Annotated in this window: 22 protein-coding genes; 9 read left to right on the top strand and 13 right to left on the bottom strand. The window is 67.4% G+C overall.

What is annotated here, in order from left to right; genetic code table 11:
- Nucleotides 1-60: 60 nt before the first annotated feature.
- The 10 genes from C3E99_RS16775 to C3E99_RS16730 form a co-directional block, all read right to left on the bottom strand.
- The gene (locus tag C3E99_RS16775) at nucleotides 61-2,094 is read right to left on the bottom strand and encodes a 3-hydroxyacyl-CoA dehydrogenase NAD-binding domain-containing protein (protein ID WP_067186491.1); all 2,034 of its coding nucleotides are present in this window, start codon (nucleotides 2,092-2,094) and stop codon (nucleotides 61-63) included.
- A 23-nt stretch (nucleotides 2,095-2,117) separates the two neighbouring features.
- The gene (locus tag C3E99_RS16770; RefSeq protein ID WP_067109733.1) at nucleotides 2,118-3,320 is read right to left on the bottom strand and encodes a serine hydrolase domain-containing protein; all 1,203 of its coding nucleotides are present in this window, start codon (nucleotides 3,318-3,320) and stop codon (nucleotides 2,118-2,120) included.
- Nucleotides 3,321-3,332: 12 nt separating this feature from the next.
- Nucleotides 3,333-4,136, bottom strand: coding sequence for an SDR family NAD(P)-dependent oxidoreductase (locus C3E99_RS16765; RefSeq protein ID WP_067186489.1), 804 nt, complete (start codon nucleotides 4,134-4,136; stop codon nucleotides 3,333-3,335).
- Nucleotides 4,137-4,138: 2 nt separating this feature from the next.
- Nucleotides 4,139-4,912 carry an SDR family NAD(P)-dependent oxidoreductase gene (locus tag C3E99_RS16760; protein WP_067186487.1) on the bottom strand — a complete coding sequence of 258 codons (774 nt, stop codon included), beginning with the start codon at nucleotides 4,910-4,912 and terminating at the stop codon, nucleotides 4,139-4,141.
- On the bottom strand, nucleotides 4,909-5,982 hold the full coding sequence (locus C3E99_RS16755) for a phosphotransferase family protein (protein ID WP_067109741.1): 1,074 nt from the start codon (nucleotides 5,980-5,982) through the stop codon (nucleotides 4,909-4,911). The genes C3E99_RS16760 and C3E99_RS16755 overlap by 4 nt, the downstream gene beginning before the upstream one ends.
- A 43-nt stretch (nucleotides 5,983-6,025) precedes the next feature.
- Nucleotides 6,026-7,117, bottom strand: coding sequence for a Zn-dependent alcohol dehydrogenase (locus tag C3E99_RS16750; protein ID WP_067186485.1), 1,092 nt, complete (start codon nucleotides 7,115-7,117; stop codon nucleotides 6,026-6,028).
- 114 nt (nucleotides 7,118-7,231) lie between these two features.
- Nucleotides 7,232-8,524 (bottom strand): acyl-CoA dehydrogenase family protein, encoded by a 1,293-nt coding sequence (locus C3E99_RS16745; protein WP_067186483.1) that lies wholly within the window; start codon nucleotides 8,522-8,524, stop codon nucleotides 7,232-7,234.
- Nucleotides 8,525-8,637: 113 nt separating this feature from the next.
- Nucleotides 8,638-10,077 (bottom strand): MFS transporter, encoded by a 1,440-nt coding sequence (locus C3E99_RS16740; protein WP_067186482.1) that lies wholly within the window; start codon nucleotides 10,075-10,077, stop codon nucleotides 8,638-8,640.
- Nucleotides 10,074-11,498 carry an MFS transporter gene (locus C3E99_RS16735; RefSeq protein ID WP_234002519.1) on the bottom strand — a complete coding sequence of 475 codons (1,425 nt, stop codon included), beginning with the start codon at nucleotides 11,496-11,498 and terminating at the stop codon, nucleotides 10,074-10,076. The genes C3E99_RS16740 and C3E99_RS16735 overlap by 4 nt, the downstream gene beginning before the upstream one ends.
- On the bottom strand, nucleotides 11,495-12,367 hold the full coding sequence (locus C3E99_RS16730; protein ID WP_067186480.1) for an SDR family NAD(P)-dependent oxidoreductase: 873 nt from the start codon (nucleotides 12,365-12,367) through the stop codon (nucleotides 11,495-11,497). The genes C3E99_RS16735 and C3E99_RS16730 overlap by 4 nt, the downstream gene beginning before the upstream one ends.
- Nucleotides 12,368-12,543: 176 nt before the next feature.
- Here C3E99_RS16730 and C3E99_RS16725 point away from each other — a divergent pair, with 176 nt between their 5' ends.
- The 3 genes from C3E99_RS16725 (at nucleotide 12,544) to C3E99_RS16715 (ending at nucleotide 15,906) form a co-directional block, all read left to right on the top strand.
- Nucleotides 12,544-13,725: an acyl-CoA dehydrogenase family protein gene (locus C3E99_RS16725; RefSeq protein ID WP_067109766.1), complete on the top strand. Its 1,182-nt coding sequence runs from the start codon at nucleotides 12,544-12,546 to the stop codon at nucleotides 13,723-13,725.
- A gap of 134 nt (nucleotides 13,726-13,859) precedes the next feature.
- A complete protein-coding gene (locus C3E99_RS16720) occupies nucleotides 13,860-14,978 on the top strand; it encodes an acyl-CoA dehydrogenase family protein (protein WP_067113384.1) in 1,119 nt (372 codons plus the stop codon).
- 124 nt (nucleotides 14,979-15,102) lie between these two features.
- Entirely contained in the window at nucleotides 15,103-15,906 is an 804-nt protein-coding gene (locus tag C3E99_RS16715) for an SDR family oxidoreductase (protein ID WP_067186478.1), read from the top strand.
- 126 nt (nucleotides 15,907-16,032) lie between these two features.
- Here C3E99_RS16715 and ppc read toward each other — a convergent pair whose 3' ends face one another.
- The 3 genes from ppc to C3E99_RS16700 all read right to left on the bottom strand — a co-directional run bounded on the left by ppc (nucleotide 16,033) and on the right by C3E99_RS16700 (nucleotide 19,825).
- Nucleotides 16,033-18,702, bottom strand: a complete 2,670-nt coding sequence (ppc, locus tag C3E99_RS16710; RefSeq protein ID WP_067186476.1) for a phosphoenolpyruvate carboxylase — start codon at nucleotides 18,700-18,702, stop codon at nucleotides 16,033-16,035.
- Between the two features lie 52 nt (nucleotides 18,703-18,754).
- Nucleotides 18,755-19,177 carry a YbaY family lipoprotein gene (locus C3E99_RS16705; protein WP_199775028.1) on the bottom strand — a complete coding sequence of 141 codons (423 nt, stop codon included), beginning with the start codon at nucleotides 19,175-19,177 and terminating at the stop codon, nucleotides 18,755-18,757.
- A gap of 81 nt (nucleotides 19,178-19,258) precedes the next feature.
- Entirely contained in the window at nucleotides 19,259-19,825 is a 567-nt protein-coding gene (locus C3E99_RS16700) for an HNH endonuclease (RefSeq protein WP_067113387.1), read from the bottom strand.
- 168 nt (nucleotides 19,826-19,993) lie between these two features.
- Between C3E99_RS16700 and gluQRS the strand changes: the two genes are divergently transcribed.
- The 6 genes from gluQRS (at nucleotide 19,994) to egtB (ending at nucleotide 24,118) form a co-directional block, all read left to right on the top strand.
- Nucleotides 19,994-20,845: a tRNA glutamyl-Q(34) synthetase GluQRS gene (gene gluQRS, locus C3E99_RS16695; RefSeq protein ID WP_067186474.1), complete on the top strand. Its 852-nt coding sequence runs from the start codon at nucleotides 19,994-19,996 to the stop codon at nucleotides 20,843-20,845.
- A 9-nt stretch (nucleotides 20,846-20,854) separates the two neighbouring features.
- Entirely contained in the window at nucleotides 20,855-21,079 is a 225-nt protein-coding gene (locus C3E99_RS16690; protein WP_067113372.1) for an HIG1 domain-containing protein, read from the top strand.
- Nucleotides 21,080-21,198: 119 nt separating this feature from the next.
- A complete protein-coding gene (locus tag C3E99_RS16685) occupies nucleotides 21,199-21,780 on the top strand; it encodes a cob(I)yrinic acid a,c-diamide adenosyltransferase (protein ID WP_067186472.1) in 582 nt (193 codons plus the stop codon).
- 163 nt (nucleotides 21,781-21,943) lie between these two features.
- Nucleotides 21,944-22,258 (top strand): type II toxin-antitoxin system VapB family antitoxin, encoded by a 315-nt coding sequence (locus tag C3E99_RS16680; RefSeq protein ID WP_324787686.1) that lies wholly within the window; start codon nucleotides 21,944-21,946, stop codon nucleotides 22,256-22,258.
- 4 nt (nucleotides 22,259-22,262) lie between these two features.
- Entirely contained in the window at nucleotides 22,263-22,664 is a 402-nt protein-coding gene (locus C3E99_RS16675; protein WP_067112639.1) for a type II toxin-antitoxin system VapC family toxin, read from the top strand.
- A gap of 146 nt (nucleotides 22,665-22,810) precedes the next feature.
- A complete protein-coding gene (gene egtB / locus C3E99_RS16670; RefSeq protein ID WP_067186470.1) occupies nucleotides 22,811-24,118 on the top strand; it encodes an ergothioneine biosynthesis protein EgtB in 1,308 nt (435 codons plus the stop codon).

Below are 24,118 nucleotides of genomic sequence, written 5' to 3'. Positions count from 1 at the left end.
GGTCAATCCAATATCATCATGCTCCAACGCCCCTCTTCCGAAGAGGAGGGTGGATTCGTGTCAAAACCCGCTTTTCGCCGCCGCCTTTTCCTTCAGCAGCGGTGCAACCTCGAAACCGTGCTTTTCCAGCGCCGCGGCGATCTTGTCGGTGCCTTCCAGCCCGGCCCAGAACATCGGGCCGCCGCGATAGACCGGCCAGCCATAGCCATAGATCCACACGACATCGATGTCGCTCGCGCGCTGCGCCTTGCCCTCGGACAGGATCAGCGCGCCCTCGTTGACCATCGGATAGAGGGTGCGCTCGACGATCTCCTGATCGCTGATCTCGCGCTTCTCGACGCCCGCCTTGGCGCGGAACTGCTCGATGATCTCGGCGACGCGCGCGCTCTCCGACGGATTGCGCTTGTCGTCATAGTCATAGAAGCCCGCCTGCTTCTTCTGGCCCCAGCGACCCTCGGCGCACAGTGCGTCGCGGATGCTCTCGATCCGGTTGGGGTCGCGGTGCCAGCCGATGTCGACGCCGGCAAGGTCGCTCATCTGGAACGGTCCCATCGGCATGCCGAAATCGACGTGCACCTTGTCGACCTGCGCCGGGGTCGCGCCTTCGAGCAGCAGCTTCTGCGCCTCGATCTGGCGCGGCGCGAGCATGCGGTTGCCGATGAAGCCGTGGCATACGCCCGCGACCACCGCGACCTTGCCGATCTTCTTGCCGATCGCCATCGCGGTCGCGAGGACGTCGTCGGCGGTCTTGTCGCCGCGCACGACCTCGAGCAGCTTCATGACGTTGGCGGGCGAAAAGAAGTGCATGCCGAGCACGTCGCCGGGGCGGCCGGTCGACGCGGCGATCTCGTTGACGTCGAGATAGCTGGTGTTCGACGCGAGGATCGCGCCGGGCTTGGCGATCTTGTCGAGCTTGCCGAAAATCTCCTTCTTGACGTCCATATTCTCATAGACCGCCTCGATGATCAGGTCGCAGTCGGCGAGCGCCTCCAGTTCGAGCGCCGGGGTGATCAGGCCCATCATCTGGTCGACCTGTTCGGGCTTGAAGCGACCTTTCGCGGCGCTCGCGTCGTAATTCTTGCGCACCACGCCCAGCCCGCGGTCGAGCGCTTCCTGCTGCATTTCGACGATCGTGCAGGGGAAGCCCTTCTGCAGGAAGTTCATCATGATGCCGCCGCCCATCGTGCCGGCGCCGATGATGCCGACCTTCTTCACGTCGCGCAGCTTGATGTCCTTGGGCAGGCCGTCGATCTTCGCGGCCTGGCGCTCGGCGAAGAAGATGTGGCGCTGCGCCGCCGACTGGCTGCCCATCATCAGCTTCATGAACTCCTGCCGCTCGAAGGCGAGCCCTTCCTCGAACGGCAGCCGCGTCGCCGCCTCGACGCACGCGAGGTTGGCATAGGGCGCCTCGAAACCGCGCCAGCGCTTGGCGTTCTTGGTCTTGAGCTGTTCGATCACACCGACGTCGCCGAACACCGCGCGCTCGCGCGTCGGGCGCGGGCCGTCGGCGATCTTCGCGCGGGCAAAGGCGATCGCGTCGGCGGCGAGGCTGTCCTCGCCCGCCAGTTCGTCGACCAGGCCCATCTCCTTCGCCTTGGGCGCGGGGACGGGATCGCCGAGCGAGGTCATCGTCGCCGCAGCCTCGACCCCGACGACGCGCGGCAGCCGCTGGGTGCCGCCCGCGCCGGGCAGCAGTCCCAGCTTGACCTCAGGCACGCCCAGCTTCGCCGACGGAACGGCGACGCGATAGTGACAGACGAGCGCGGTTTCGAGACCGCCGCCCAGCGCCGTGCCGTGGATCGCCGCGACGACGGGCTTCGACGCCGCCTCGATCATGTTGAGCACGGCGTTGAAATCGGGACCGCGCGGGGCCTTGCCGAACTCGCTGATGTCGGCGCCGGCGATGAAGGTGCCGCCGTCGCAGCGCAGCACGATCGCCTTGACGCCGTCGTCGGCGAGCGCCGCCTTGAAATTGTCCTCGAGGCCCTGGCGAACGTGCCAGGACAGCGCGTTGACGGGCGGATTGTTGACGATGATGACGGCGACGTCGCCGTCCTTCTGCATCGTGACGCTGACGGGGGTATCTTCGGACATGGGAGAACTCCTTGGTCTAATGGTCAATCGTCGATCGCGGCGTGGACGAGCGTCTTGACCTCGCGCCGCACGGGATAGGTGGAAGAGGGCATGAGCTGGGTCATGAAGACCATGCACATCTCTTCGACCGGATCGACGAAGAAACCGGTCGAGAACATGCCGCCCCAATAATAATCGCCCGCCGAGCCGGGAATGCCTGCATGCGCGGGGTCGAGCGTGACCGCGAAGCCAAGCCCGAAGCCGACCCCGGCATTCTCGTCCTCGGAAAAGATGCCGACGCTGTGCTGCGTCAGGTCGCCGCCGCCGACCAGGTGGTTCGCCGTCATCAGGTCCAGCGTCTTGCGGCTGATGATTCGCGTCCCCTCCAGCTTGCCGCCGCCGAGCAGCATCAGGCAGAAACGGTGATAGTCGTGCAGCGTCGAGGCGAGCCCGCCGCCGCCCGAATGGAAGCTGCGCGCCTTGGCCCATCGGCTGCGGTCGCCGCTGTCGAACGGCTTCATCTTCTCCTTCGGGTCGAAGGCATAGCAGTCGGTCAGCCGGTGCTGCTGGTCGGCGGGCACCTGAAAGCCGGTGTCGGCCATGCCGAGCGGATCGAAGATGCGCTCCTTGAGCACCGCGGCGAAGGGCTTGCCCTCGATCCGTTCGATCACCGCGCCCAGCACGTCGGTCGCCATCGAATAGTTCCAGTGCGCGCCCGGGTCGAATTGCAGCGGAATCTTCGCCAGCCCCTCGATGAAACCGTCCATCGTGTAGTCGGCGTCGAAATCGTCGATCTTCGTCTTGCGATAGGCGGCGTCGACCGGCGTCCGCTCCTGAAAGCTGTATGTCAGCCCGGCGGTGTGGCGGAGCAGGTCGACCATCAGGATCGGTCGCGCCGGCGGCCGGGTCAGGAAGGGGACGTTGCCGCCCCCCGCGACGAACACGCCGGTGTCCCTGAACTCGGGGCAAAATTTGACCAGCGGGTCGCTCAGCGCGACCTTGCCTTCCTCGACCAGCGTCATGAAGGCGACCGAGGTGATCGGCTTGCTCATGCTGGCGATGCGAAAGATCGCATCTTCCTTCAGCGCCGATCCGGGACGGCCGTCGCCGATGCACGACAGATGCGCGATCTCGCCGCGCCGCGACACCAGCGTCGCGGCATGCGGCAGGCGGCCCGTCTCCACATATTTGGCGGATAGAAAAGCTGGAATGCGATCCAGCCGCGCCGTATCGAAACCGTGACCCATATCGTCTCCGTTCTAGTGCGAGGTCTGGCCGAGAAGCTGGCGCGTAACCGGGTGCGAGCTGGTGAGGCCGCCGTCGACCGCGATTGCTTGCCCGTTGACATAGCTCGCCTGGTCACTCGCGAGGAAGAGGGCGACGTTCGCCAGCTCCTCGGGCTGCCCTGCGCGCTTCAGCGGATTGAGCTGGCCGATCTTGTGGGTGACGCCTTTTTCCTTGGCATAGTCGAAGGTCGGCCGGGTCATTCCCGTCTCGGTCAGGCCGGGGCAGATCGCGTTGACGCGGACATTGGCGCTCGTCATCTGCTGTGCCGCGGTCTTGGCGAGGTTGATGACCCCCGCCTTCGACGCCGAATAGGCGGCCGGGCCCGCGCCCGAATTGATCCCCGCGACGCTCGCGGTCAGCACGATCGCACCGCCGCGGCCTTGGTCGACCATCGCCTTGCCGGCGTGCTTCACCATCAGCGCCGGGCCGATCAGGTTGACGCGCAGCGTCTCGGCGAAACCTTCGGGCGTGATGTCGAAGATGCCGCCCATGTCGCCGATGATCCCGGCGTTGGCGAAGACGATGTCGAGCCCGCCGTAAGTCTCCTTGGCGGCTGCGACGAGCTTCGCGACGTCGGCCTCGACCCCCGCATCGATTTCGAGCGCGACGGCCTCGCCGCCCGCATCCTTCACCGCCTGCGCCGTGTCATGCACCGCCGCCGTCTTGTCGCCGATGACCAGCTTCGCGCCCTCGGCGGCAAAGCGCAGCGCGCTCGCGCGGCCGATGCCGCTGCCCGCGCCGGTGATGATCGCGATCTTGCCGTCCAAAGCGCCCATATTCAGCCTCCGCTCGATGTGTTGCCGCCGTCGATGACGATCGTCTGGCCGGTGGTGAAGCCGCCCGCCGGGCTCGCGAGGAAGACCGCGGCGCCCGCGATCTCGTGCGGCTCGCCGATGCGGCGCAGCGGCGACCGGCGCGTCGACACCTCCAGCGTGTCGGGGCTCTCCCACAGCGCGCGGGCGAAATCGGTCTTGATCAGGCCCGGCGCGATGCAGTTCACCCGTACGCCGGCGGGCCCGAACTCGTCGGCCAGATTGCGGGCCATCTGCATGTCGGCGGCCTTCGAGATGCAATAAGCGCCGATGATCGATGATCCCTTCAGCCCGCCGATCGAGCTGATGATCGTGATCGACCCCTTGCCCGCCGCCGTCATCGCCGGGGCGCACATGTGAATCAGCCAGTGGTTCGACAGGATGTTGTTGTCGAGAATCTTGCGGAACGCATCGTCGCTGATCCCCGCCGACGGACCGTAATAGGGATTGGAGGCGGCGTTGCAGACGAGCGCGGTGACGGGGCCGAAGGCGGCCACCGTCTCGTCCACCAGATGCTGCAGGTTCTCCTTCGAGGAGATGTTCGCGGCAACGGCGATTGCGGTGCCTGCGCCGTGTTTTGCGTTGATCTTTGCGGCGACGGCGTCGCAGGCGTCCTGCTTGCGGCTCGAAATCACGACCTTTGCGCCGTGCGCGGCCATCGCCTCGGCGATCGCCTTGCCGATGCCGCGCGACGATCCGGTGATCAGCGCGACCTCGCCCTGCATGTCGAACAGATTCATGCGCCGGCCTTTCTGGCAAACTCCCACGCCCGCTGCGCGAGCGGCAGGACGCGTTCGGACATCTCCTTCGCATGGGCGGAGGAAGCGGTGCCGTCGATGACGCGCTTCTTGATCCCCTGCATGATGCCCGCGAGACGGAAGAAATTATAGGCGAAATACCAGTTCATGTCGGGCACGCTGTCGCGCCCGGTCGCCGCGCAATAGCGCTCGACCACCTCTTCGAGCTCGGGAATGCCCAGCGCCTTGCGGTCGAGGTCGGCGACGCCCGACCGGCCGCCGTTCTCGGTCACCCACGCCATGGCGACATAGGTGAAATCGGCGAGCGGATCGCCGAGCGTCGACAGTTCCCAGTCGAGCACCGCGCGCACCTGCGGCCGATCGCTGGCCCAGATCATGTTGTCGATGCGATAGTCGCCGTGGACGACGCTGGTGCGCGTCTGTTCGGGCAGCGTCGCGGGCAGCCACGCGATCAGCCGCTCCATCTCGTCCATCGTCTCGGTTTCGGACAGCCTGTACTGTTTGGTCCAGCGGTCGACCTGACGGCCGAAATAATTGCCCGGCTTGCCGAAATCGGACAGCCCCGCCGCCGCGACATCGACGCCGTGCAGCGCGGCGAGCGTGTCGATCATCGCGAAATAGGTGGCGCGGCGATTCTCCGGCGTCGATCCCGGCATCGACCCGTCCCAGATGGTGTGGCCGTCGACCATGTCCATCACATAGAACCAGCTTCCCACCACGCTTTCGTCGGTGCACAGTCCGTACTGGCGCGCGACCGGGAAGCCCATCTTGTGGAGCCCCGCCTGCACCTTGTATTCGCGGTCGACTGCGTGCGCCGAGGGGAGCAGCGGGCCGAAGGGCTTGCGGCGCAGCACATAATTGCCGGACGGCGAGGCGATCCTGTAGGTCGGATTCGACTGGCCGCCGGCGAACTTGCTCTGCGTCAGCGGTCCCTGAAAGCCTTCGACATTCGCTTCCATCCACGCCGTCAGCTTCGCCTCGTCGAGGATGTCGGCGCCCTCGGGCGCGACGGTGCCGGAGAAAAGTTTCTGTGCGTCCATTGCTGTCGTCATGCGGGCCTCTTTTCCCGTTCGGGCTGAGCAAGGGGATGGAGGATCACTGATCGAACACGATCACCGACCGCGCGGCATCGCCCTTCTTCATCTTGTCGAATCCCTCGTTGATCTTCTCGAGCGGAATCGTCTCGGCGACGATGCTGTCGAGGTCGAGCAGTCCGCGCAGGTAGAAATCGACCAGTCGCGGAATGTCGACCGGGAAGCGGTTGCCGCCCATGATCGCGCCCTGCAGCTTCTTGCTCGCGAGCAGGTCCATCGCGCCGAGCCCGACCTGTTCATTGAGCGGCATCATGCCCAGGATCGTCGCGGTGCCGCCGCGGCGCAGCGACGCCACCGCGAGCTTTGCCGAAGCCGGGCGCCCGACCGCCTCGATCGCATGATCGACGCCGCCCCTGGTCATCTCGACGATCTGCTTCGCAGCATCGTCGGCGAGCGCGTCGACCGTGTCGGTCGCGCCCAGCTTCATCGCCAGCTCGCGCTTCTCGGGCACCGGGTCGGCGGCGATGATGCGCCCCGCGCCCGCGATCTTCGCGGCGTTGATCGTCGCGAGGCCGACGCCGCCGCAGCCGACGACCGCGACCGTCTCGCCCGGCGTGACCTTGCAGGCGTTGAAGATCGTTCCCGCGCCCGTCGTCACCGCGCAGCCGATCACCGCGGCGCGGTCGAGCGGCATCTCCGGGTCGATCGCGACGCAGGCATGTTCGTGGACCAGCATCACCTCCGAAAAGGCGCTGAGGTTGAGCATCTGGTTGACGGGCGATCCGTCGGGCCGCGTGATGCGCGGCGCCGATCCGGCCGGCCGCCGCGTGTCGCCGCCGAGGCACAGCGACATGCGGCCCGTCACGCAAAATTCGCAGTGGCCGCAGAAGGCCGACAGGCAGGTGACGACCGCGTCGCCGGGCTTGACCGTGCGCACCTCGCTGCCGACCGCCTCGACGATCCCCGCCGCCTCGTGGCCCGGGATCGCGGGCAGCGGGTGCGGATAGGCGCCGTCGATGAAATGCAGGTCCGAATGGCACAGGCCGCAGGCGGCGGTGCGGATGCGCACCTCGTGCGGGCCGGGCGCGTCGACGACGATCTGCTCGATGACGAGCGGCTTGCCGGGTTCGATCAGGACGGCGGCTTTGGTCATTCTATGCTTCCCTCATTGCCGTTCGTGCCGAGCTTGTCGAAGCACCGTTCTTCCTTCATGTCGTCAAAAGAAAAGAACGGCCCTTCGACAGGCTCAGGGCGAACGGTTCAAGATTTAACGCGAAACCCCGACGTCGCCCGACGAAAAGCCCGGGTCGTTCAGCGCCGCCGAATGCTTGGCAAGCTCGATGCGGGCGATGGCGCGCGCGTGAACCTCGTCCGGCCCGTCGGCAAGGCGCAGCGTGCGCTGCCCGGAATACATCTTGGCGAGGCCGAAATCCTCGCTGACGCCGCCGCCGCCATGCGCCTGGATCGCGTCGTCTATGATCTGCAGCGCCATCGACGGCGCCTGCACCTTGATCATCGCGATCTCGGCCGCGGCCGACTTGTTGCCGACCTTGTCCATCATGTCGGCCGCCTTCAGGCACAGGAGGCGCGTCATCTCGATATCGATGCGCGCGCGTGCGATGCGCTGTTCCCAGATGCTGTGCTCGGCGATCGTCTTGCCGAAGGCGACGCGCGACTGGAGCCGCCGGCACATCTTCTCCAGCGCTTCCTCGGCGACGCCGATCGTGCGCATGCAGTGATGGATGCGCCCCGGCCCGAGCCGGCCCTGCGCGATCTCGAACCCGCGGCCCTCGCCCAGCAGCATCGCATCCTCGGCGTTGACGCGCACGTCCTTCAGCTCGATTTCCATATGACCGTGCGGCGCGTCGTCATAGCCGAAGACGGGCAGGTGGCGGATGATGTTGATGCCCGGCGCGTCCATCGGCACCGCCAGCATCGACTGCTGCTGGTGGCGCTTGGCGCCGAAGTCGGTCTTGCCCATCACGATCGCGACCTTGCAGCGCGGATCGCCCGCGCCCGACGACCACCATTTGATGCCGTTGATCACATAATCGTCGCCGTCGCGCTCGATCCGTGTCTCGATATTGGTCGCATCGGACGAGGCGACCTGCGGCTCGGTCATCAGGAAGGCCGAACGGATTTCGCCGTTCATCAGCGGCTTCAGCCATTTTTCCTTCTGCGCGGCGGTGCCGTAGCGATGGAACACCTCCATGTTGCCGGTGTCGGGCGCCGAGCAGTTGAACACCTCGCTCGCGAAGCCGACGCGGCCCATCTCCTCGGCGCACAGCGCATATTCGAGGTTGGTGAGGCCGGGCCCCTCGAACTCGAACGTCTCGTCGACATGATGGTGTGCGTCGCTGCGCGGCGGCATGAACAGGTTCCAGATGCCCGCGGCCTTCGCCTCGGCCTTCAGTTCCTCGACGATCTGGATCACCTTCCAGCGGTCGCCCGCCGCATCCTGCTCCTTGTAGGTCGGGACCGCGGGCCGCACCTTGCGTTCGATGAATTCGCGCACCCGGCCCTGCCAGTGCTTCTGCCGATCGGTGAGGTCGAAATCCATCGCAGCTTCCTTTCCCTTTACGTTCACGTAAGCCTATGGGCCGATTCGCCCCCCTTTGCCAAGTCCCGCGGCGCAGAAAATTGCCCGAAGCGCAAAGCGCGCGCAATCTTCCGCTACGGTGTCGGCCCCTCGCGCCTGGTCGAGGCGAGGGCGGCGAGGCGGGCCTCGTGGCCGGCCCGGTCGATCGTATAGCGGCGCAGCAGCAGCGCGGCGATGATGGAGATCAAAACCATCGCGCCCGCAAAGGCCCACGCCAGCGCGGTGGCGGTGCCGGGCGCCAGATCCTCGGGCCGGACGCGGTCGCCGAGCCCGGCGAAGACGACGAGTTCGCCGACCAGGAAGATGCCGAGCGCCTGGCCGAATTTCTGGGTCATCAGATAGCCGGCGAAGAAGACCCCCTCGATCCGCGTCCCGTGCTCGACCTCGTGCGCCTCGACGATCTCGGCGACCATCGACGAGGCGGAGATCGTCGCGACGACGAAACCGAGCAGCGACACGGTCATGAAGACCAGCAGCAGGATCATCGACGGCCAGCCGCCCAGTTCGGCCCACCAGCCGAGGTTGCGCGCGGCATAGGGCAGGAATCCAACCGCGCCGCTGAACAGGATCGCGCCGACCGCGGTGTCGCGCTTGCCGAAGCGGCGGTGCGCGCGGCCGACCGCGAAGAAGGCGCCGAACACCGCGATGGCGAGCCCGGCCGGATACCAGGCGAGCTGCGCGTCGCTGAGCTGCCAGACATAAAGCATCATGTAATTGACCGACGCGATCATCGTCGCATAGCCGGTGACGAGGAACAGCGCCCCGCTCGTCAGCGCCAGGAAGGCGGGATTGCGGAAGGCGAGCGCGATGTCGGCGAGCATCGCGAGCCCGTGGCGCTGCACCGGCGGACGCGGCGGCAGCGTCATGATCCGCCGATGCTGCCCGGCCGCCGAACCCAGCGTCGAGACGAGGATCAGCACCGCGCCGAACAGCCCGAAGGCGGCGTAGCCCGACGGATCGAGCAGGCCGTTCTGGCCCGGATCGTCCGATTTCAGGAAATAGCCATAGGCAAGCGCGGTCGCGAGCAGCCCGCCGAGCCAGCCGAACAGGAAGCGATAGCGCATCAGCGCGGTGCGCTCGTCATAGTCGTGGGTCAGCTCGGCGACCAGCGAGATCGACGGAATCTCGCACGCCGACACCAGGATGCGCACCGCGATCAGGTTGAGTGCGAGGCCCAGCGTCGAATGGGTCGCAATGTCGGGCGACAGCCACAGCAGCGTCCAGGCGATCGCCATCGGCACCGCAGCGCCATAGAGCCACGGCAGCCGCCGCCCCAGCCGCGTGCGCGTTGCGTCGGTCAGGCGGCCGATCAGCGGGTCGGCGAGCCCGTCGACGAACATCGCGCCGATCAGCACCAGCGACACGATGCGCGGGTCGAAGCCGAGCACCTGGTTGTAATAGATCATGAAGAAGGTGGTGAGCCCCGCCTCCTTCACCCCCAGCGCGACGCTGCCCAGCCCGTGCGCTAGCTTGATCCGCGTCGGCAGCAGGCCCGCGGGCGGCGCGGCGGTCATCGCTGCTCCTCTGCCGCCGCCTGCGCGCTCGCCAGCGCCGCGACGCGCGCCTCATGGTCGGCGCGGTCGATCGGATAATAGCGGAAGATCAGCGAGGAGACGACCGCGAACAGGATCACCAGCACGCAGTAATAGAGCGAGAAATCGTCGATCACCGCCTCGGGAACCTTGGCCGGGTCGGCCTTTTCGGGGATGCCCGCGATATCGACGAGCAGCCCGGTGACGAAGATGCCGAGCCCGGTCGCGCATTTCTGCATGAAGAAATTGCCGGCGAAGAAGGTGCCCTCGCTGCGCCGCCCGGTCTCGACCTCCGACGCCTCGACGATGTCGGCGATCATCGACCCGCCGGAGATCATCACCGCGACGCTGAACAGGTTGGCGAGGAAGAAGAAGACGAACAGGCCGGCGGTCGAGGCGGTGCTGCCCTCGACCGGCCAGGCGCCGAAATGGCGCAGCAGGAACGGCGTGACCCAGAAGGCCATGCCGATCAGCCCGCCGGCGATCGCGGTCGCGCGCTTGCCGAAGCGACGGTGCGCCGGGCCGACGAGCAGGAAGGTGCCGACGACGCTCGCGAACAGCACCCACGGATAGAGCATGAAGGCGCCGGGCGAGAAGCGCCAGATGAAGATATAGAGATAGTTGGAGATGGAGAAGGTCACCCCCTGGCTCGTATAGGCGATCGCCCCCGCCGCGAGCAGAACGAGGAAGGCCGGATGGCTCAGCGCCTCGCGAATCTCGCGAAAGGCGGTGCCGATGCGCAGCGCCGACGGCTTGCGTTCGGGCCAGCGCGCCGCCCAGCGATGCTGCCCGGCGGCGGAGACCAGCACCGTCGCCGCCATCAGCAGTCCGCCGAACAGCCCATATTGATAATAGCCCTCGACCTGCAGCAGCGACTTGGCGAGAAAGACGTCATAGGCGAGGAAGAGCATCAGCAGCCCGCCCGCCCAGCCGAACAGGAAGCGATAGCGCATCAGCGTCGTCCGCTCGTCGTAATCGCGCGTCAGTTCGGGAAGCAGCGCGACCGACGGCACCTCGCAGCACGACACCAGGCTGCGCACGATCATCGCGACGATGACGAGGTGCCAGAAGCCGGGCGCGGCGTCGGCGTCCGGCGTCCACAGCGCGAACCAGGCGAAGGCGAGCGGGATCGGCGCCAGATAGAGCCACGGCAGCCGCCGGCCCCAGCGCGTGTGCGTCTGGTCGGACAAATAGCCGATCACCGGATCGACGAAGGCGTCGAGCACGAGCGCGAGCATCAGCGCGAGGCTGACCAGCTTCGCGTCCATCCCCAGCACCTGATTGTAGAAAAGCAGCAGGAAGGTCGAGAAACCGTTGTCCTTCACGCCATAGGCGATGCTGCCGAGGCCGTGATAGAGTTTGAGGCGCAGCGGCAGCCGCGCCTCCGCCGCGGCGGCGGTCACGCGGCCGCCCCGGCCTTCGCCGCTTCCTCCATCGCCGTCAGCGCGTCGAACATCCCCGGTTCATTGGGGTCCCAGGCATGGCGCTGGCCGATCGTCAGCCCGCCGTCGACCAGCATGTGGGTGCCGGTCATGAAGCCCGCGTCTTCGCTCGCCAGATAGGCGACCGCATTGGCGATGTCCTCGGGCTGGCCGCCGCGCGCGACGGGCTGCGCGTGCGCGCTCATGTCGGCGATGATCGCCTTCGCGGCGTCCTTGCTCGCTTCGGGCACTTCGAGCGATTCGGTGAAGATGTTGGTGTTGATGAAGCCGGGGCAGATCGCGTTGACGCGGATGCCATATTGCGCGAGGTCGGTCGCCGCGACCTTGGTCAGGTGCAGCACTCCCGCCTTCGCCACGGCATAGGCGGTCGGCGAATAGCCGGCGCCCATCGCCGCGACGCTCGCAGTGTTGACGATGCTCGCGCCCCCGTTTTTCGTGGAGGGGCGCCCCTTCATGTGCGGCGCGGCATAGCGGATGCCCATCGCGACCGATTTCAGCAGCAGGTCCATCGTGCGGTCCCAGCCTTCGGGCGCGATCTCGTCGATCGGGGCGCGGTCGCCGCCCGCGCCGGCATTGTTGAAGACGATGTCGATGCCGCCGCCCTTGGCGGCCGCGGCGTTCATCAGCGCCTCGATGTCGGCCGGCTGCGTCACGTCGCAGCGGATGAAATCGATCCGGCCGTTCGAGGCGGCGGCGAGCGCCTGCCCGCCGGCTTCGTCGATGTCGGCGGCGAAGACGTGAGCCCCTTCGCTCGCCAGTTTCAGAACGGCGGCCTTGCCGATCCCCGATGCCGCGCCGGTGACGACGGCGACCTTGCCTGCGAATCGCATGATTGTCTGCTCTCCCGTTTTCTTTTGCCACCCAGCTTAGGCGCACGGGAAGGCGCGTCAACGGCTCGCAAACCGACGCTACGGCGCCGTAGCGGCAGCTTGTCGCATCCAAGTTGACGCTTGCGTAAACTTGCCGAGTCCTACTAGTTTGCGCGGCAGAAGAGGAGCCTGTGAAGATGAGCGATCCGGACGCTTTCCGCGCCGAGGTGCGTGCCTGGCTGGAAGCCAATTGCCCCCCCGAAATGCGCGAGCCCGTGCGCGACGAGGACGACGTCTGCTGGGGCGGACGCAAGTTCGTGTTCAAGAACGCGGCGCAGAAACAATGGCTCGAAGCGTGCGTCGCCAGGGGCTATACCGTTCCCGACTGGCCGAAGGAATATGGCGGCGCCGGCCTCAGCCCCGAAGAAACGAAGATCCTGCGTCAGGAAATGAAGCGCATCCACGCGCGCTCGCCGCTCGACAGCTTTGGCATCTGGATGCTCGGCCCGGCGCTGCTCAAGTTCGGGACCGAGGAGCAGAAGGTCCATTATCTGAACCAGATCGCGCGCGGCGAAATCCGCTGGTGTCAGGGCTATTCGGAACCGGGTTCGGGCAGCGACCTCGTGTCCCTGCAAACCTTCGGCGAAGACAAGGGCGATCACTGGGTCGTCAACGGCAGCAAGATCTGGACCAGCTACGCCGACAAGGCCGACTGGATCTTCTGCCTCGTCCGCACCGACAAGGCGAACAAATATCAGGGCATCACCTTCATGCTCTTCGACATGGAGAGCCCCGGCGTCACCACCAAGCCGATCCTGCTGATCAGCGGCAACAGCCCCTTCTGCGAAACCTTCTTCGACGATGTGAAGGTGCCGAAGACGCAGTTCGTCGGTGAGGTGGGCCGCGGCTGGGACGTCGCCAAATATCTGCTCGGGCACGAACGCGAGATGATCTCGGGTGGCGGCGCGGGCGGCGACATGGTCAGCATCGGCGGCGCCTTCGCGAAGGCGATCGGCCGGAACGAGCAGGGCGAGCTCGACGACCCGATCCTGCGCGCCGAAATGGCGGCGTTCGACGTCGACGTCTTTGCCTATCGCGCGATGGGCGAGCGGTTCATGGACATGTGGAAGACCGGCCGCGCACATCCCGCGTCGTCGAACATGATGAAATATGTCGGGACCGAGCTCAACAAGCGCCGCCACGAACTGGTGATGGCGGGCGGCGGCAGCGAGGCGCTCGAATGGGATAGCGAGGACAGCAAGGGCGGCGCGCGCGCGCGCACCTGGCTGCGCACCAAGGCCAATTCGATTGAGGGCGGGACGAGCGAGGTCATGCTCAACGTCATCGCCAAGCGCATCCTGGATCTGCCGGGGGCGTGAAAATAGCCCTCTCCCCCTCAGGGGAGAGGGTTGGGAGAGGGGGACGCACCCCACTTCCGTTGGTGTTTTTTCAGAGGGCCGGGGCGACTTCCCCTCTCCCCGGCCCTCTCCCCTGAAGGGGAGAGGGAGTTTCTATGCCGCTCTATCACAATGACGACCAGGCGATGCTCAAGGACAGCGTCGCGCCCTTCGTGGCCGAACAGGCGCCGGTCGCGCACCTCCGCCAGCTTCGCGACAGCGCCGATGCCACCGGCTTCTCGCGCGATCTGTGGGCGCAGTTCGTCGAAATGGGCCTGCCCGGCATGCTGGTGCCGGAAGCGCACGGCGGCCTCGGCATGGGCCACATGGAGGCGGGCATCGTGCTCGAGGAGATTGGGCGCAACCTAACGCCATCGCCCTTCCTGTCGACCAGCGTCGGCGCGGTCGCCGCGCTGGCGAAGGCAGGCGGGACGCAGGCCGACCGCTGGCTTCCCGCGATCGCGGCGGGCGAGGCGATCGTCGCGCTGGCGATCGACGAGGGCGCCAAGCACCGCCCCGACCGCATCGCCACGACCGCGACGCGCGCCGGCAACGGTTTCCGCCTCGACGGGAAGAAGAGCTTCGTCCTCCACGGCCATGTCGCCGACATGAGCATCGTCGCGGCCAAGACCGACGGCGGCCTCACCCTGTTCGCGGTGCCCAGGGATGCGAAGGGGCTGACCGCCGACCCGCGCCGCCTGGTGGACAGCAGCCTTGCGAGCCACGTCACGCTCGACGGCGTCGAGGTCGACGCCGACGCGGTGATCGGAGAGGTCGACGCGGGCGAGGCGGTGCTGAATGCCTTGCTTGCCGCCGCCCGCACCGGCGCCGCGGCCGAGATGGTCGGCGTCGGGCAGGGCGCGATGGACATGACGGTCACCTACCTCAAGGAACGCAAGCAGTTCGGCAAGCTGATCGGCGAGTTCCAGGCGCTCCAGCACCGCGCCGCGCATCTCTATGGCGAGATGGAAGTCGCGCGCGCCACCGTGATGAAGGCGCAGCAGCTTCTCGATGAGGGCAGCGAGGGCGCGAAGCTGATGGTCTCGGTCGCCAAGGCGAAGGCCGGCCGCGCCGCCAATCTCGCGGTGCGCGAGGGCGTCCAGATGCACGGCGGCATCGGCATGACCGACGAGTATGACATCGGCCTCTACATGAAACGCGACCGCGCGCTCGCCGAATATATGGGCGACGTGCATTACCACATCGACCAGGTCGCGCGGATGAACGGATACTAAGTCCGCCCAGGAGTTTTCAAACCCCGTTCGCCCTGAGCTTGTCGAAGGGCCGTCCCTTCTTTCGGGCGTCGCGGGGAAGACGGTGCTTCGACAAGCTCAGCACGAACGGAAGAGAGATAATCCTATGAACCTCACTGACATGTTCGGCCTCGACGGCCGCATCGCGCTCGTCACCGGCGGCTCGCGCGGGATCGGCGCGATGATCGTCGAGGGCTTCCTCGCCGCGGGCTGCGCGTGCGTCTATATCTCGGCGCGCAAGACGGCGCAGGTCGAGGCGGCGGTCGAGGATTTCAACAGCCGCTACCCCGGCAAGGTCGTCGGCCTGCCGGTCGACCTGTCGACCGTCGAGGGATGCCGCGGCCTCGCCAAGGAACTCGAGGCGCGCGAGGAGCGGCTCGACATCCTCGTCAACAACGCCGGCGCCGCGTGGGGCGAACCGTTCGAGGGCTTCCCCGAGGCGGGCTGGGACAAGGTGATGGACATCAACGTCAAGTCACCCTTCTTCCTGACGCAGGCGCTGCACGGCCTGCTCAAGGCCGCGGGCACGGCGGACCGGCCGGCGAAGGTCATCAACATCGGCTCGATCGACGGCATGCGGCTCAACCCGTGGGAGACATACAGCTACCACGCGTCGAAGGCGGCGATCCTCTACCTCACCAAGCGCCTCGCGGCGCGGCTGGTGCAGGATCATATCATCGTCACCGCGATCGCACCGGGCGCCTTCCAGTCGGACATGAACAAGGCGGCGCGCGACCATGGCGACGCGGTCGCGCAGAGCATTCCGGTGAAGCGCATCGGCGCGCCGGAGGACATGGCCGGCGCCGCGATCTTCCTCGCGTCGAAGGCGGGCGACTATGTCGTCGGAGACACGATCGCTGTCGACGGCGGGCTGGTCCACGGCGACCTGAAGACCAGCATCGACGCCTGATCGAATCCCCAGACCCTCGCTCCGTTCGTGTCGAGCGAAGTCGAGACACCCGTCGGTCTTGCGCTTCGCTTTCCCGATGGGCATCTCGACTTCGCTCGATGCGAACGGTGATGGTTGAGCTTTGCGCTACCCGCTATTCCGCAGCGCCGTCGCGATCGCGTTGATCGTCAGTTGGATGCCCTCGGCGATGCGCGGGTCGGTCTCGCCCGCGCGGTGGCGCTTCATCAGCTCGATCTGGAGCAGGTTGAGCGGCTCGATATAGGGCAGGCGCAGCCGGATCGACGCTTCGAGCGCCGGATTCTTCTCCAGCAGCCGCGACTGGCCGGTGATCCGCAGCAGGCCGTCGTGCGCGCGCTGCCAGCCGTCACGTATCGCCATGAAGATCGCGTCATGCCCGTCGATATGGCTCGCGAGCCCGGCATAGCGCGCCGCGATCCCCATGTCGGACTTGGCGAGCACCATCTCCATATTGTCGAGCAGCGCCGCGAAGAAGGGCCAGCCCGCCGCCATCTCGGCGAGCAGCGTCTGGTCGGGGAAGGCGGCGAACGCCTCGCCCGTCCCGTACCATCCGGGCAGCATCGTGCGCGCCTGCGCCCAGCTGAACACCCAGGGAATGGCGCGCAGGTCCTCGATCGCGCTGCTCTTCGTCCGGCTCGACGGGCGCGACCCGATCTTCAGCGTCGCGATCTCCGCGATCGGCGTCATCGCGCGGAAGACATCCCGAAAGCCCGGCGTGTCGTAGACAAGCCCGCGATAGGCGGCGAAGGCATGATCGGACAGCGCATCCATCGCGCCCGCGAAGCGCACCGCATCGGCCGCGCTCTTCGCCTCGGGCTCCAGGCTGGCGAGCAGGCTGGCCGACACCATCGCCTCCAGATTGGTCGCGGCGCTGTCGGTGGTGCCGTATTTGGCCGCGATCACCTCGCCCTGTTCGGTGATGCGGATGCGGCCCTGCACCGTGCCCGCGGGCTGGGCGCGGATCGCCGCGAAGGCGCTGCCGCCGCCGCGCCCGACCGCGCCGCCGCGTCCGTGGAACAGCTGCATCGCGGTGTCCGCCGCCGCGAACACCGGGGTCAGCGCCGCCGATGCCTGATGCAGTCCCCAGGTCGAGGTCAGATAGCCGCCGTCCTTGTTCGAATCGGAATAGCCGATCATCACTTCCTGCGACCCGCGCGCGCCGACGCGCTGCGCGATCTCGGGCAGCGCGAAATAGGCGGCCATGATCGCGGGCGCCTGATCGAGGTCGGCGATCGTCTCGAACAGCGGCACGACCATCAGCGCATCGTCGGCATCGCCCGACCACAGCCCCGCCTCGCGCGCGAGGACATGGACCTCCAGCAGGTCGGACAGGCTTTCGGCCTTGCTGATGATCCACTGGCAGATCGCCTCGCGCCCCAGCCGCGCGCGGATCGCGGCGGCGGCGTGGACGATCGCCAGTTCGCCCGCCGTTTCCTCGCTCCACCGGTGCCATGGCGCGGCGAGCGGCCGATCGACCGCCAGTTCGCGGCGCAGCAGCGCGACGCGCGCCTCCTCGTCCAGCGCCAGATAATCGCCCTCGACCCCCGAGACGCGCAGCAGTTCGGCGAGCACGCGTTCGTGCACCGCGCTGTTCTGGCGCATGTCGAGCGTCGCGAGGTGGAAGCCGAAGACTTCGACCGCGCGGATCAGCCGCCCCAGCGCGCCGAGCCCGCCGAGCTGCCCCTCGCCCCCCGCAGACAGCCCGTCGGCGAGGGTGACGAGGTCGCGGCGGAAATCGGCGGGCGCGGCATAGGGCTCGCCCGCCAGCATCGACGGGCGCGGCGGCGGGTGGCCGACGATCGCGACATGGGTGGCGCACAGCCGCGCATAGATGCCCGACAGCGCGCGGCGATAGGGTTCGTCGCTGCGGCTCGGCGCTTCGTCGCCGCTCGCATCGGCGAGTGCCGTGACCGTTTCGGGCACCGGGGCCAGCGTCTGCGATACCGACAGCTCGGTGCCGAGTGCATGCACCGCGTCGCAATAATGGCTGAGCACCGCCGCCGCGTTGCGTCCGGTCGCCGTCTCCAGCGTTTCGGCGGTGACGAAGGGATTGCCGTCGCGGTCGCCGCCGATCCAGCTTCCGACGCGCAGGAAGCTCGCGGGGCGCCGCCCCAACTCCTTTTCCCAGCGCGCATAGAGCCGCGGCACGACCGGCAGAAAGACGTCGCGCAGATAGGTGAGCGCATTGTCGATCTCGTCGGCGACGAACAAGCGTTCGGTGCGCAGCGGCCGCGTCTGCCACAGCAGCGCGATCTGGCGGCGGATCGCCGCTTCGACGCTGTCGCCCTCGGGCGTTTCCTCGCGCCCCGCGTCGCGCAGCCGCATCAGTTCGGCGATGCGGTTCTTGTGGTCGAGTACCGACTTGCGGCGCACCTCGGTCGGGTGGGCGGTCAGCACCGGGGCGACCAGCGCCCGCTCCAGCAGTGCCGTCACCGCATCGCCGTCGATTCCCTCCGCCGCCAGCCGCTCGAGCGCCGCCGCCACCGTCGCCCCGGGCTCGGCGGCGACGCCCTGCCGGTCCTCCGCCAGGTTGGCGAGCATCGAAAAGAGCATGAAGCCGCGCACGAAGGCGATTGTGTCGTCGAGACTCAGCGCGTCGAGCCCCGGGTCGATCGCCTCGGCCCCCGCGATACCGCGATGCCGGTCGACGCTCGCCGAACGGATATATTCGGTCCGGCGGAACAGCGTCTCGCCGCCCTGCGCGCGAATGACCTCGCCCAATATCCGCCCGAGATAGCGGATGTCGGGATTCTGGCTGATCTGGATCGGCTGGTTCATGGCGCCTTTGCTGCACCTGCGAAGGGGTGCGGTCAAGCGGCGCGTCGCGCGGTCAGCGCGCGCGGACCAGATTCAGCGTCCCCATGTCGACCCGCGCCTTGCCGACGAAATCGACGCCGTTGTGCGTGTCGGTGATGAACATCAGCCGGCCGTCGGCATCGCTGATCCGCGCGGCGACGGCATAAGTGTGGCGCGGATCGAGCCGGTTCCGGTCGACGGTCAGCGAGAAAGCGAACGGCACCTGCCGGCCGTCGGCGGTGAAGGCCTGACGTGCCAGCGTGCGCGCGGGGGCGTCGGCGAGGCTGACGTCGTCGAGCCGGATTTCGACCTGCGCCGTCGGCGGCAGTGCGATGCGCTCGCGATAGGCGATGCTGCCGGTCACCGTGACGGGCTCTTCGGACGGCATGATCGTCGCGCAGGCGGCGAGCGACAGGGCGGTGAGGCTGAGCGCGACGGCGCGGGCGATGGGGACCACGGCTGTTCTCCTGCGAAAAGGCTGCCGGCCGGCTAGGGCTGCGCGAATGAACCCCGGCTGACCCGTCCCGATACGCGCCGTTCAGCCTTCCAGTTCCACGTCCCAGTACAGCCAGTCGATCCAGCTTTCGTGCAGATAATTAGGTGGAAAGCCGCGGCCGTGGTCCTGAAGCTGCCAGCTTGTCGGGCGCCACGGCTGGCGGTGCAGCGGCATGTGCGCCTGCGCGGGGGTGCGGCCGCCCTTCTTCAGGTTGCACGGCGCGCAGGCGGTCGCGACATTTTCCCAGCTCGTCCGCCCGCCCAGCCGGCGCGGCACGACGTGATCGAAGGTCAGATCCTTGCCCGACCCGCAATATTGGCAGGCGAACCGGTCGCGCAGGAACAGGTTGAAGCGCGTGAAGGCGGGATATTGCGACGGCTTCACATATTGGCGCAGCGCGATCACGCTGGGGATCGGCATGGTGCGCGTCGGCGACCGGATTTCGCGCTCGTAATTCTCGACGATGGTGACGCGGTCGAGGAAAACCGCCTTGACCGCGGTCTGCCACGACCACAGGCTCAGCGGATAATAGCTCAGCGGCGTATAGTCGGCGTTGAGGACCAGCGCGGGACAATGATCGGGATGGCGGGCAAGATCGGGATGGAACATGGCTTCGCTGCGCAACCCCCTGTGGTGCGGGATGGCGCGCCACTGCCTTTCCCGAGTGACAGCAGCATTACATCACGCAACGGATTCCGACGTCAAGAGGGCATGTGCCGCAATATGTGGCAAGCTCGCTGTCGTTTCGCCACAGCATATGGATAAGTGCGCCGTTCGATGCTGACCCGTTTTGCCCCCAGCCCGACCGGCGAGCTGCACCTCGGCCACGCCTACAGCGCGCTGCTCGCGCACGATGCGGCGCGCGCGGCGGGCGGCCGCTTCCGGATCCGTATCGACGACATCGACGGCGGCCGCTCGCGCGAAAGCCATGTCGCGGCGGCGCTCGCCGACCTCGCCTGGCTCGGGCTGGCGTGGGACGGGGCGCCGGTGCGCCAGTCGGCGCATCTCGACGCCTATGCCGCGGCACTCGCCGATCTGGCGGCGCGCGGGCTCGTCTATCCCTGTTTCTGCACCCGCGCCGACATCGCCGCCAGCCTCGCGGCGCCGCACGGTCCCGCCGGCCCCCTCTATCCGGGCACCTGCCGCCGCCTGACCGCCGCCGAGCGCGAGCGGCGCCGGGCGGCCGAGCCGCATTGCTGGCGGCTCGACATGGGGCGCGCCGCGGCGCTCGCGGGTCCGCTTCGCTGGGAGGAGGAGGGGCAGGGCGTGCGGCTCGCCGATCCGGCCGCGCACGGCGACATCGTGCTCGCGCGCAAGGACGCGCCGGCCAGCTATCATCTCGCGAGTACGATCGACGATGCCGCGATGGGGGTGACGCACGTCGTGCGCGGCGCCGACCTGATCGCATCGACCGACGTTCACCGGTTGCTCCAGGCGCTGCTCGCCCTGCCGACGCCGCGCTATCGCCACCACGCGCTCGTCTGCGGTGCCGACGGCCGGCGGCTCGCCAAGCGCGACGGCGCCGCGACGCTCGCGATGCTGCGCGAAAAGGGCGTCGACGGGGGCGCGCTGGCGAATGATTTGCGCGCCGGGCGCCTTCCCGCTGGATATTCGCTGCGGATGGCCTAAATAGGGGGAATGCAGATTCTGCTCGTCCTCGCGGTCGTCGTTGCGGCCGGTCTCGTCCTTTTCTCGCTCGCGCGGGGTCTCATCTATTTCGCGCAGGGGCATCGCGCCACGACCGAGGGGGCGATCCACGACAATCAGGTGATGCAGAACCGGATGATGATGGCCCGCATCAAATGGCAGGCGATCACCATCATCCTGCTCATCATCATCGGTGTGACGGCGGCCGGTTCCTGAGCGCTTCGCCCGTATGCGGCACCGGCCCACGCCCCCACCCGGCCTCCCAAACAGCGTAACATTGCGTTGGGAGGCCGGGTGGGGGCGTGGGCCGGTGCCGAGCTCTCCGTAGGAATCCCATGGTCAAGCTCAACAAGATCTACACCCGCACCGGCGATCGCGGCACGACGGGGCTCGTCGATGGCTCGCGCATCGCCAAGTCGGCGCCGCTGATGCAGGCGGTCGGCGACGTCGACGAAGCGAACAGCGCGATCGGCATCGCGGTCGCGGCGCTGCCCGCGGACGGCGACGAAGCGGCGATGCTGGCCCGCATCCAGAACGAATTGTTCGATCTCGGCGCCGATCTCGCGACCCCCGCCGATGCCGAGCACGGCTTCGGCCCGCACGACATGGCGCTGCGCATCGTCCCCGGCCAGATCGAACGGCTGGAGGCAGAGATCGACGCGATGAACGCCGCGCTCGATCCGCTGCGCAGCTTCATCCTGCCCGGCGGCGGCGAAGCGGCGGCGCGGCTCCACCTCGCGCGCGCGGTGACGCGCCGCGCCGAGCGGTCGGCGGTCGCGGCGGGGGCGGACCGCGCCCTCAACCCGCTCGCGCTCGCCTATCTCAATCGCCTGTCGGACCATCTGTTCGTGCTGACGCGCCACCTGAGCGCCGCGGCGGGCGGCGACATCCTCTGGAAACCCGGCGCTACGCGCTGACCATCGGAACCCCGTTATCGTCATTGCGAGCGGTGAAGCCGCGCGGCAATCCAGAGCGGGCGCAAACTGCCCGGGATTGCTTCGCTCCGCTCACGATGGCTCTGGCCTATCCAAAATTGTCAGGACTCCAAGACACGCCCGACCCTCGCCGTGCGGAAGCAGAGTGGGGGCCTTGTTCCATTCGGATCATTATGGTAGAAAAGAAGAAGTTTTTCTAGAAAGGCATATTGTGAGTTTGAATGTCAAAGACCCGGAGGCACACCGCCTCGCACAGGCTATCGCGCGGGCGACTGGCCAGAGCATGACCCGCGTGGTCACGGATGCCTTGCGCGATCGTCTCGCCGCGATCCAGCGCCGCAAGGCCAGGGCCAGCGTGGAGGAACTCCTCGCGATTGCCGACCGAGCGGCTGCCCATGTGAAGCGCCCCTACGCCGATCATGCCGAACTGTTATACGACGACGCCGGCCTGCCTCGGTGATGCAGTGATAATCGACACTTCTGCTCTGGTCGCGATCCTTTATCACGAACCCGAAGGTCCGTCCTTCGTCCGGCTGATCCATGATGCCGAAAGCTGTCGCATCAGCGTCGCCAATCATGTCGAATTATCGATGGTCGTCGAAAGCCAGCTCGGACCCCAAGGGATGCGTCAGGCGGAAAACTTCTTTCGGCGCGCAGGCATCGCGATCGAACCCGTGACGGTCGAACAGGGCGAGCTGGCCCGACAGGCCTTTCTCGACTACGGCAAGGGACGCCACAAGGCCGGGCTGAACTTCGGCGACTGCTTCGCCTATGCCCTGGCGAAGGCGGCGGGCGAGCCGCTGCTGTTCAAAGGCGATGATTTCGCACGGACCGATATCGAGGCGGCCTGGAGCGGCGAGCGGTAGATCGATCGTCTTTGAGACATCCGTGCCCGTGTGCAGTGGGGCAGGGTGATGGCGATCGTTCCCTATATGTTCTGGACAATCGCCGCGTATCCGTGCATAGTTCCCCGCTCGCGAAACCGAATCGCCCTCTCGCGGATTGTTTCGACATGGCCAGCCGAATAGATGTTTCGTCCGCTTCGCTTTCCGGTGTCTCCGATCTGGCGCGGCGCTTCGCCGCGACGCGGCAACTGACGCTCGACCTCGCGGCGCCGCTGTCGGACGCCGACGTCAGCGCACAGTCGATGCCCGACGCCTCGCCCGCCAAATGGCATCTCGCACACACGACATGGTTTTTCGAAACCTTCGTGCTGCGCGATCACCAACCCAGCTATCGGCTGTTCGACGACCGCTACCCCTATCTCTTCAACAGCTATTACGAGGCGGAGGGGCCGCGCCACGCGCGCGCGCGCCGCGGGCTGCTGACGCGTCCGTCGCTCGATCAGGTGCGCGCGTGGCGGGACCATGTCGATGCGGCGGTGCAGGCGGCGCTGCCCGGCCTGCCGCCCGCCGCGCACGCGCTGATCGAACTCGGCATCCAGCACGAGCAGCAGCATCAGGAATTGCTGCTCACCGACATCAAGCATCTGTTCGCGCAGAACCCGCTCGGCCCCGCGCTATGGGAGCCCGAACCGCGATTCGCGTTTGAAGCCGCGCGCTCTTCCGCGCCTTCCGCATCCGCACCCGACCCGGCGGGCGCGCTGACCTGGGTCACCGGCGCGGAAGGTATCGTGGCGGTCGGCCACGACGGCGACGGCTTCGCATTCGACTGTGAAGTTCCGCGCTTTTCCGTGCTTCTGACGCCGCACGCGCTCGCCAGCCGTCCGGTGACCAACGGCGAATGGCAGCAGTTCATCGCCGATGGCGGCTACCGCACCGCGTCGCTGTGGCTCAGCGACGGCTGGGCCTGGGTGCAGGCGCAGGACGTCGACGCGCCCGCCTATTGGCGCGACGGGCGCTGCTTCACCCTGTCGGGCTGGCGCGAGATCGACCCGGACGCGCCGGTGACGCACATCAGCCTCTTCGAGGCCGACGCCTTCGCGGCCTGGGCCGGCGCGCGGCTGCCGACCGAGCATGAATGGGAAGCCGCCGCCGCGCCGCTCGACCCGGCCGCGGGGCAGCAACTCGACGCGGCGGGGCCGGTGCAGCCCGCGGCACAGGCCGCCGCCACCGGACTGCAACAAATGTTCGGCAGCGTGTGGGAATGGACCGGCAGCGCCTATCGACCCTATCCCGGTTTCCGCCCCGCGCCCGGCGCGGTCGGCGAATATAACGGCAAGTTCATGAGCGGCCAGTTCGTGCTCAAGGGCGGCAGCTGCGCGACCCCGCGCGGGCATGCGCGCGCCTCCTACCGCAATTTCTTCTATCCGCATCAGCGCTGGCAGTTCACCGGTCTGCGCCTCGCGCGGGACCTTTGA

It is taken from the genome of Sphingopyxis sp. MG (assembly GCF_002953155.1).
Taxonomy (GTDB): Bacteria; Pseudomonadota; Alphaproteobacteria; order Sphingomonadales; family Sphingomonadaceae; genus Sphingopyxis; species Sphingopyxis granuli.
Note: the sequence above shows the minus strand (reverse complement) of the source record. Positions and strands in the feature narration are given on the sequence as shown.

Excerpts from the sequence above, each read along its gene's own strand:
- C3E99_RS16775 (WP_067186491.1), bottom strand. The coding sequence starts at position 2,094 with ATGTCCGAAGATACCCCCGTCAGCGTCACGATGCAGAAGGACGGCGAC.
- C3E99_RS16770 (WP_067109733.1), bottom strand. The coding sequence starts at position 3,320 with ATGGGTCACGGTTTCGATACGGCGCGGCTGGATCGCATTCCAGCTTTT.
- C3E99_RS16765 (WP_067186489.1), bottom strand. The coding sequence starts at position 4,136 with ATGGGCGCTTTGGACGGCAAGATCGCGATCATCACCGGCGCGGGCAGC.
- C3E99_RS16760 (WP_067186487.1), bottom strand. The coding sequence starts at position 4,912 with ATGAATCTGTTCGACATGCAGGGCGAGGTCGCGCTGATCACCGGATCG.
- C3E99_RS16755 (WP_067109741.1), bottom strand. The coding sequence starts at position 5,982 with ATGACGACAGCAATGGACGCACAGAAACTTTTCTCCGGCACCGTCGCG.
- C3E99_RS16750 (WP_067186485.1), bottom strand. The coding sequence starts at position 7,117 with ATGACCAAAGCCGCCGTCCTGATCGAACCCGGCAAGCCGCTCGTCATC.
- C3E99_RS16745 (WP_067186483.1), bottom strand. The coding sequence starts at position 8,524 with ATGGATTTCGACCTCACCGATCGGCAGAAGCACTGGCAGGGCCGGGTG.
- C3E99_RS16740 (WP_067186482.1), bottom strand. The coding sequence starts at position 10,077 with ATGACCGCCGCGCCGCCCGCGGGCCTGCTGCCGACGCGGATCAAGCTA.
- C3E99_RS16730 (WP_067186480.1), bottom strand. The coding sequence starts at position 12,367 with ATGCGATTCGCAGGCAAGGTCGCCGTCGTCACCGGCGCGGCATCGGGG.
- C3E99_RS16725 (WP_067109766.1), top strand. The coding sequence starts at position 12,544 with ATGAGCGATCCGGACGCTTTCCGCGCCGAGGTGCGTGCCTGGCTGGAA.
- C3E99_RS16720 (WP_067113384.1), top strand. The coding sequence starts at position 13,860 with ATGCCGCTCTATCACAATGACGACCAGGCGATGCTCAAGGACAGCGTC.
- C3E99_RS16715 (WP_067186478.1), top strand. The coding sequence starts at position 15,103 with ATGAACCTCACTGACATGTTCGGCCTCGACGGCCGCATCGCGCTCGTC.
- ppc (WP_067186476.1), bottom strand. The coding sequence starts at position 18,702 with ATGAACCAGCCGATCCAGATCAGCCAGAATCCCGACATCCGCTATCTC.
- C3E99_RS16700 (WP_067113387.1), bottom strand. The coding sequence starts at position 19,825 with ATGTTCCATCCCGATCTTGCCCGCCATCCCGATCATTGTCCCGCGCTG.
- gluQRS (WP_067186474.1), top strand. The coding sequence starts at position 19,994 with ATGCTGACCCGTTTTGCCCCCAGCCCGACCGGCGAGCTGCACCTCGGC.
- C3E99_RS16690 (WP_067113372.1), top strand. The coding sequence starts at position 20,855 with ATGCAGATTCTGCTCGTCCTCGCGGTCGTCGTTGCGGCCGGTCTCGTC.
- C3E99_RS16685 (WP_067186472.1), top strand. The coding sequence starts at position 21,199 with ATGGTCAAGCTCAACAAGATCTACACCCGCACCGGCGATCGCGGCACG.
- egtB (WP_067186470.1), top strand. The coding sequence starts at position 22,811 with ATGGCCAGCCGAATAGATGTTTCGTCCGCTTCGCTTTCCGGTGTCTCC.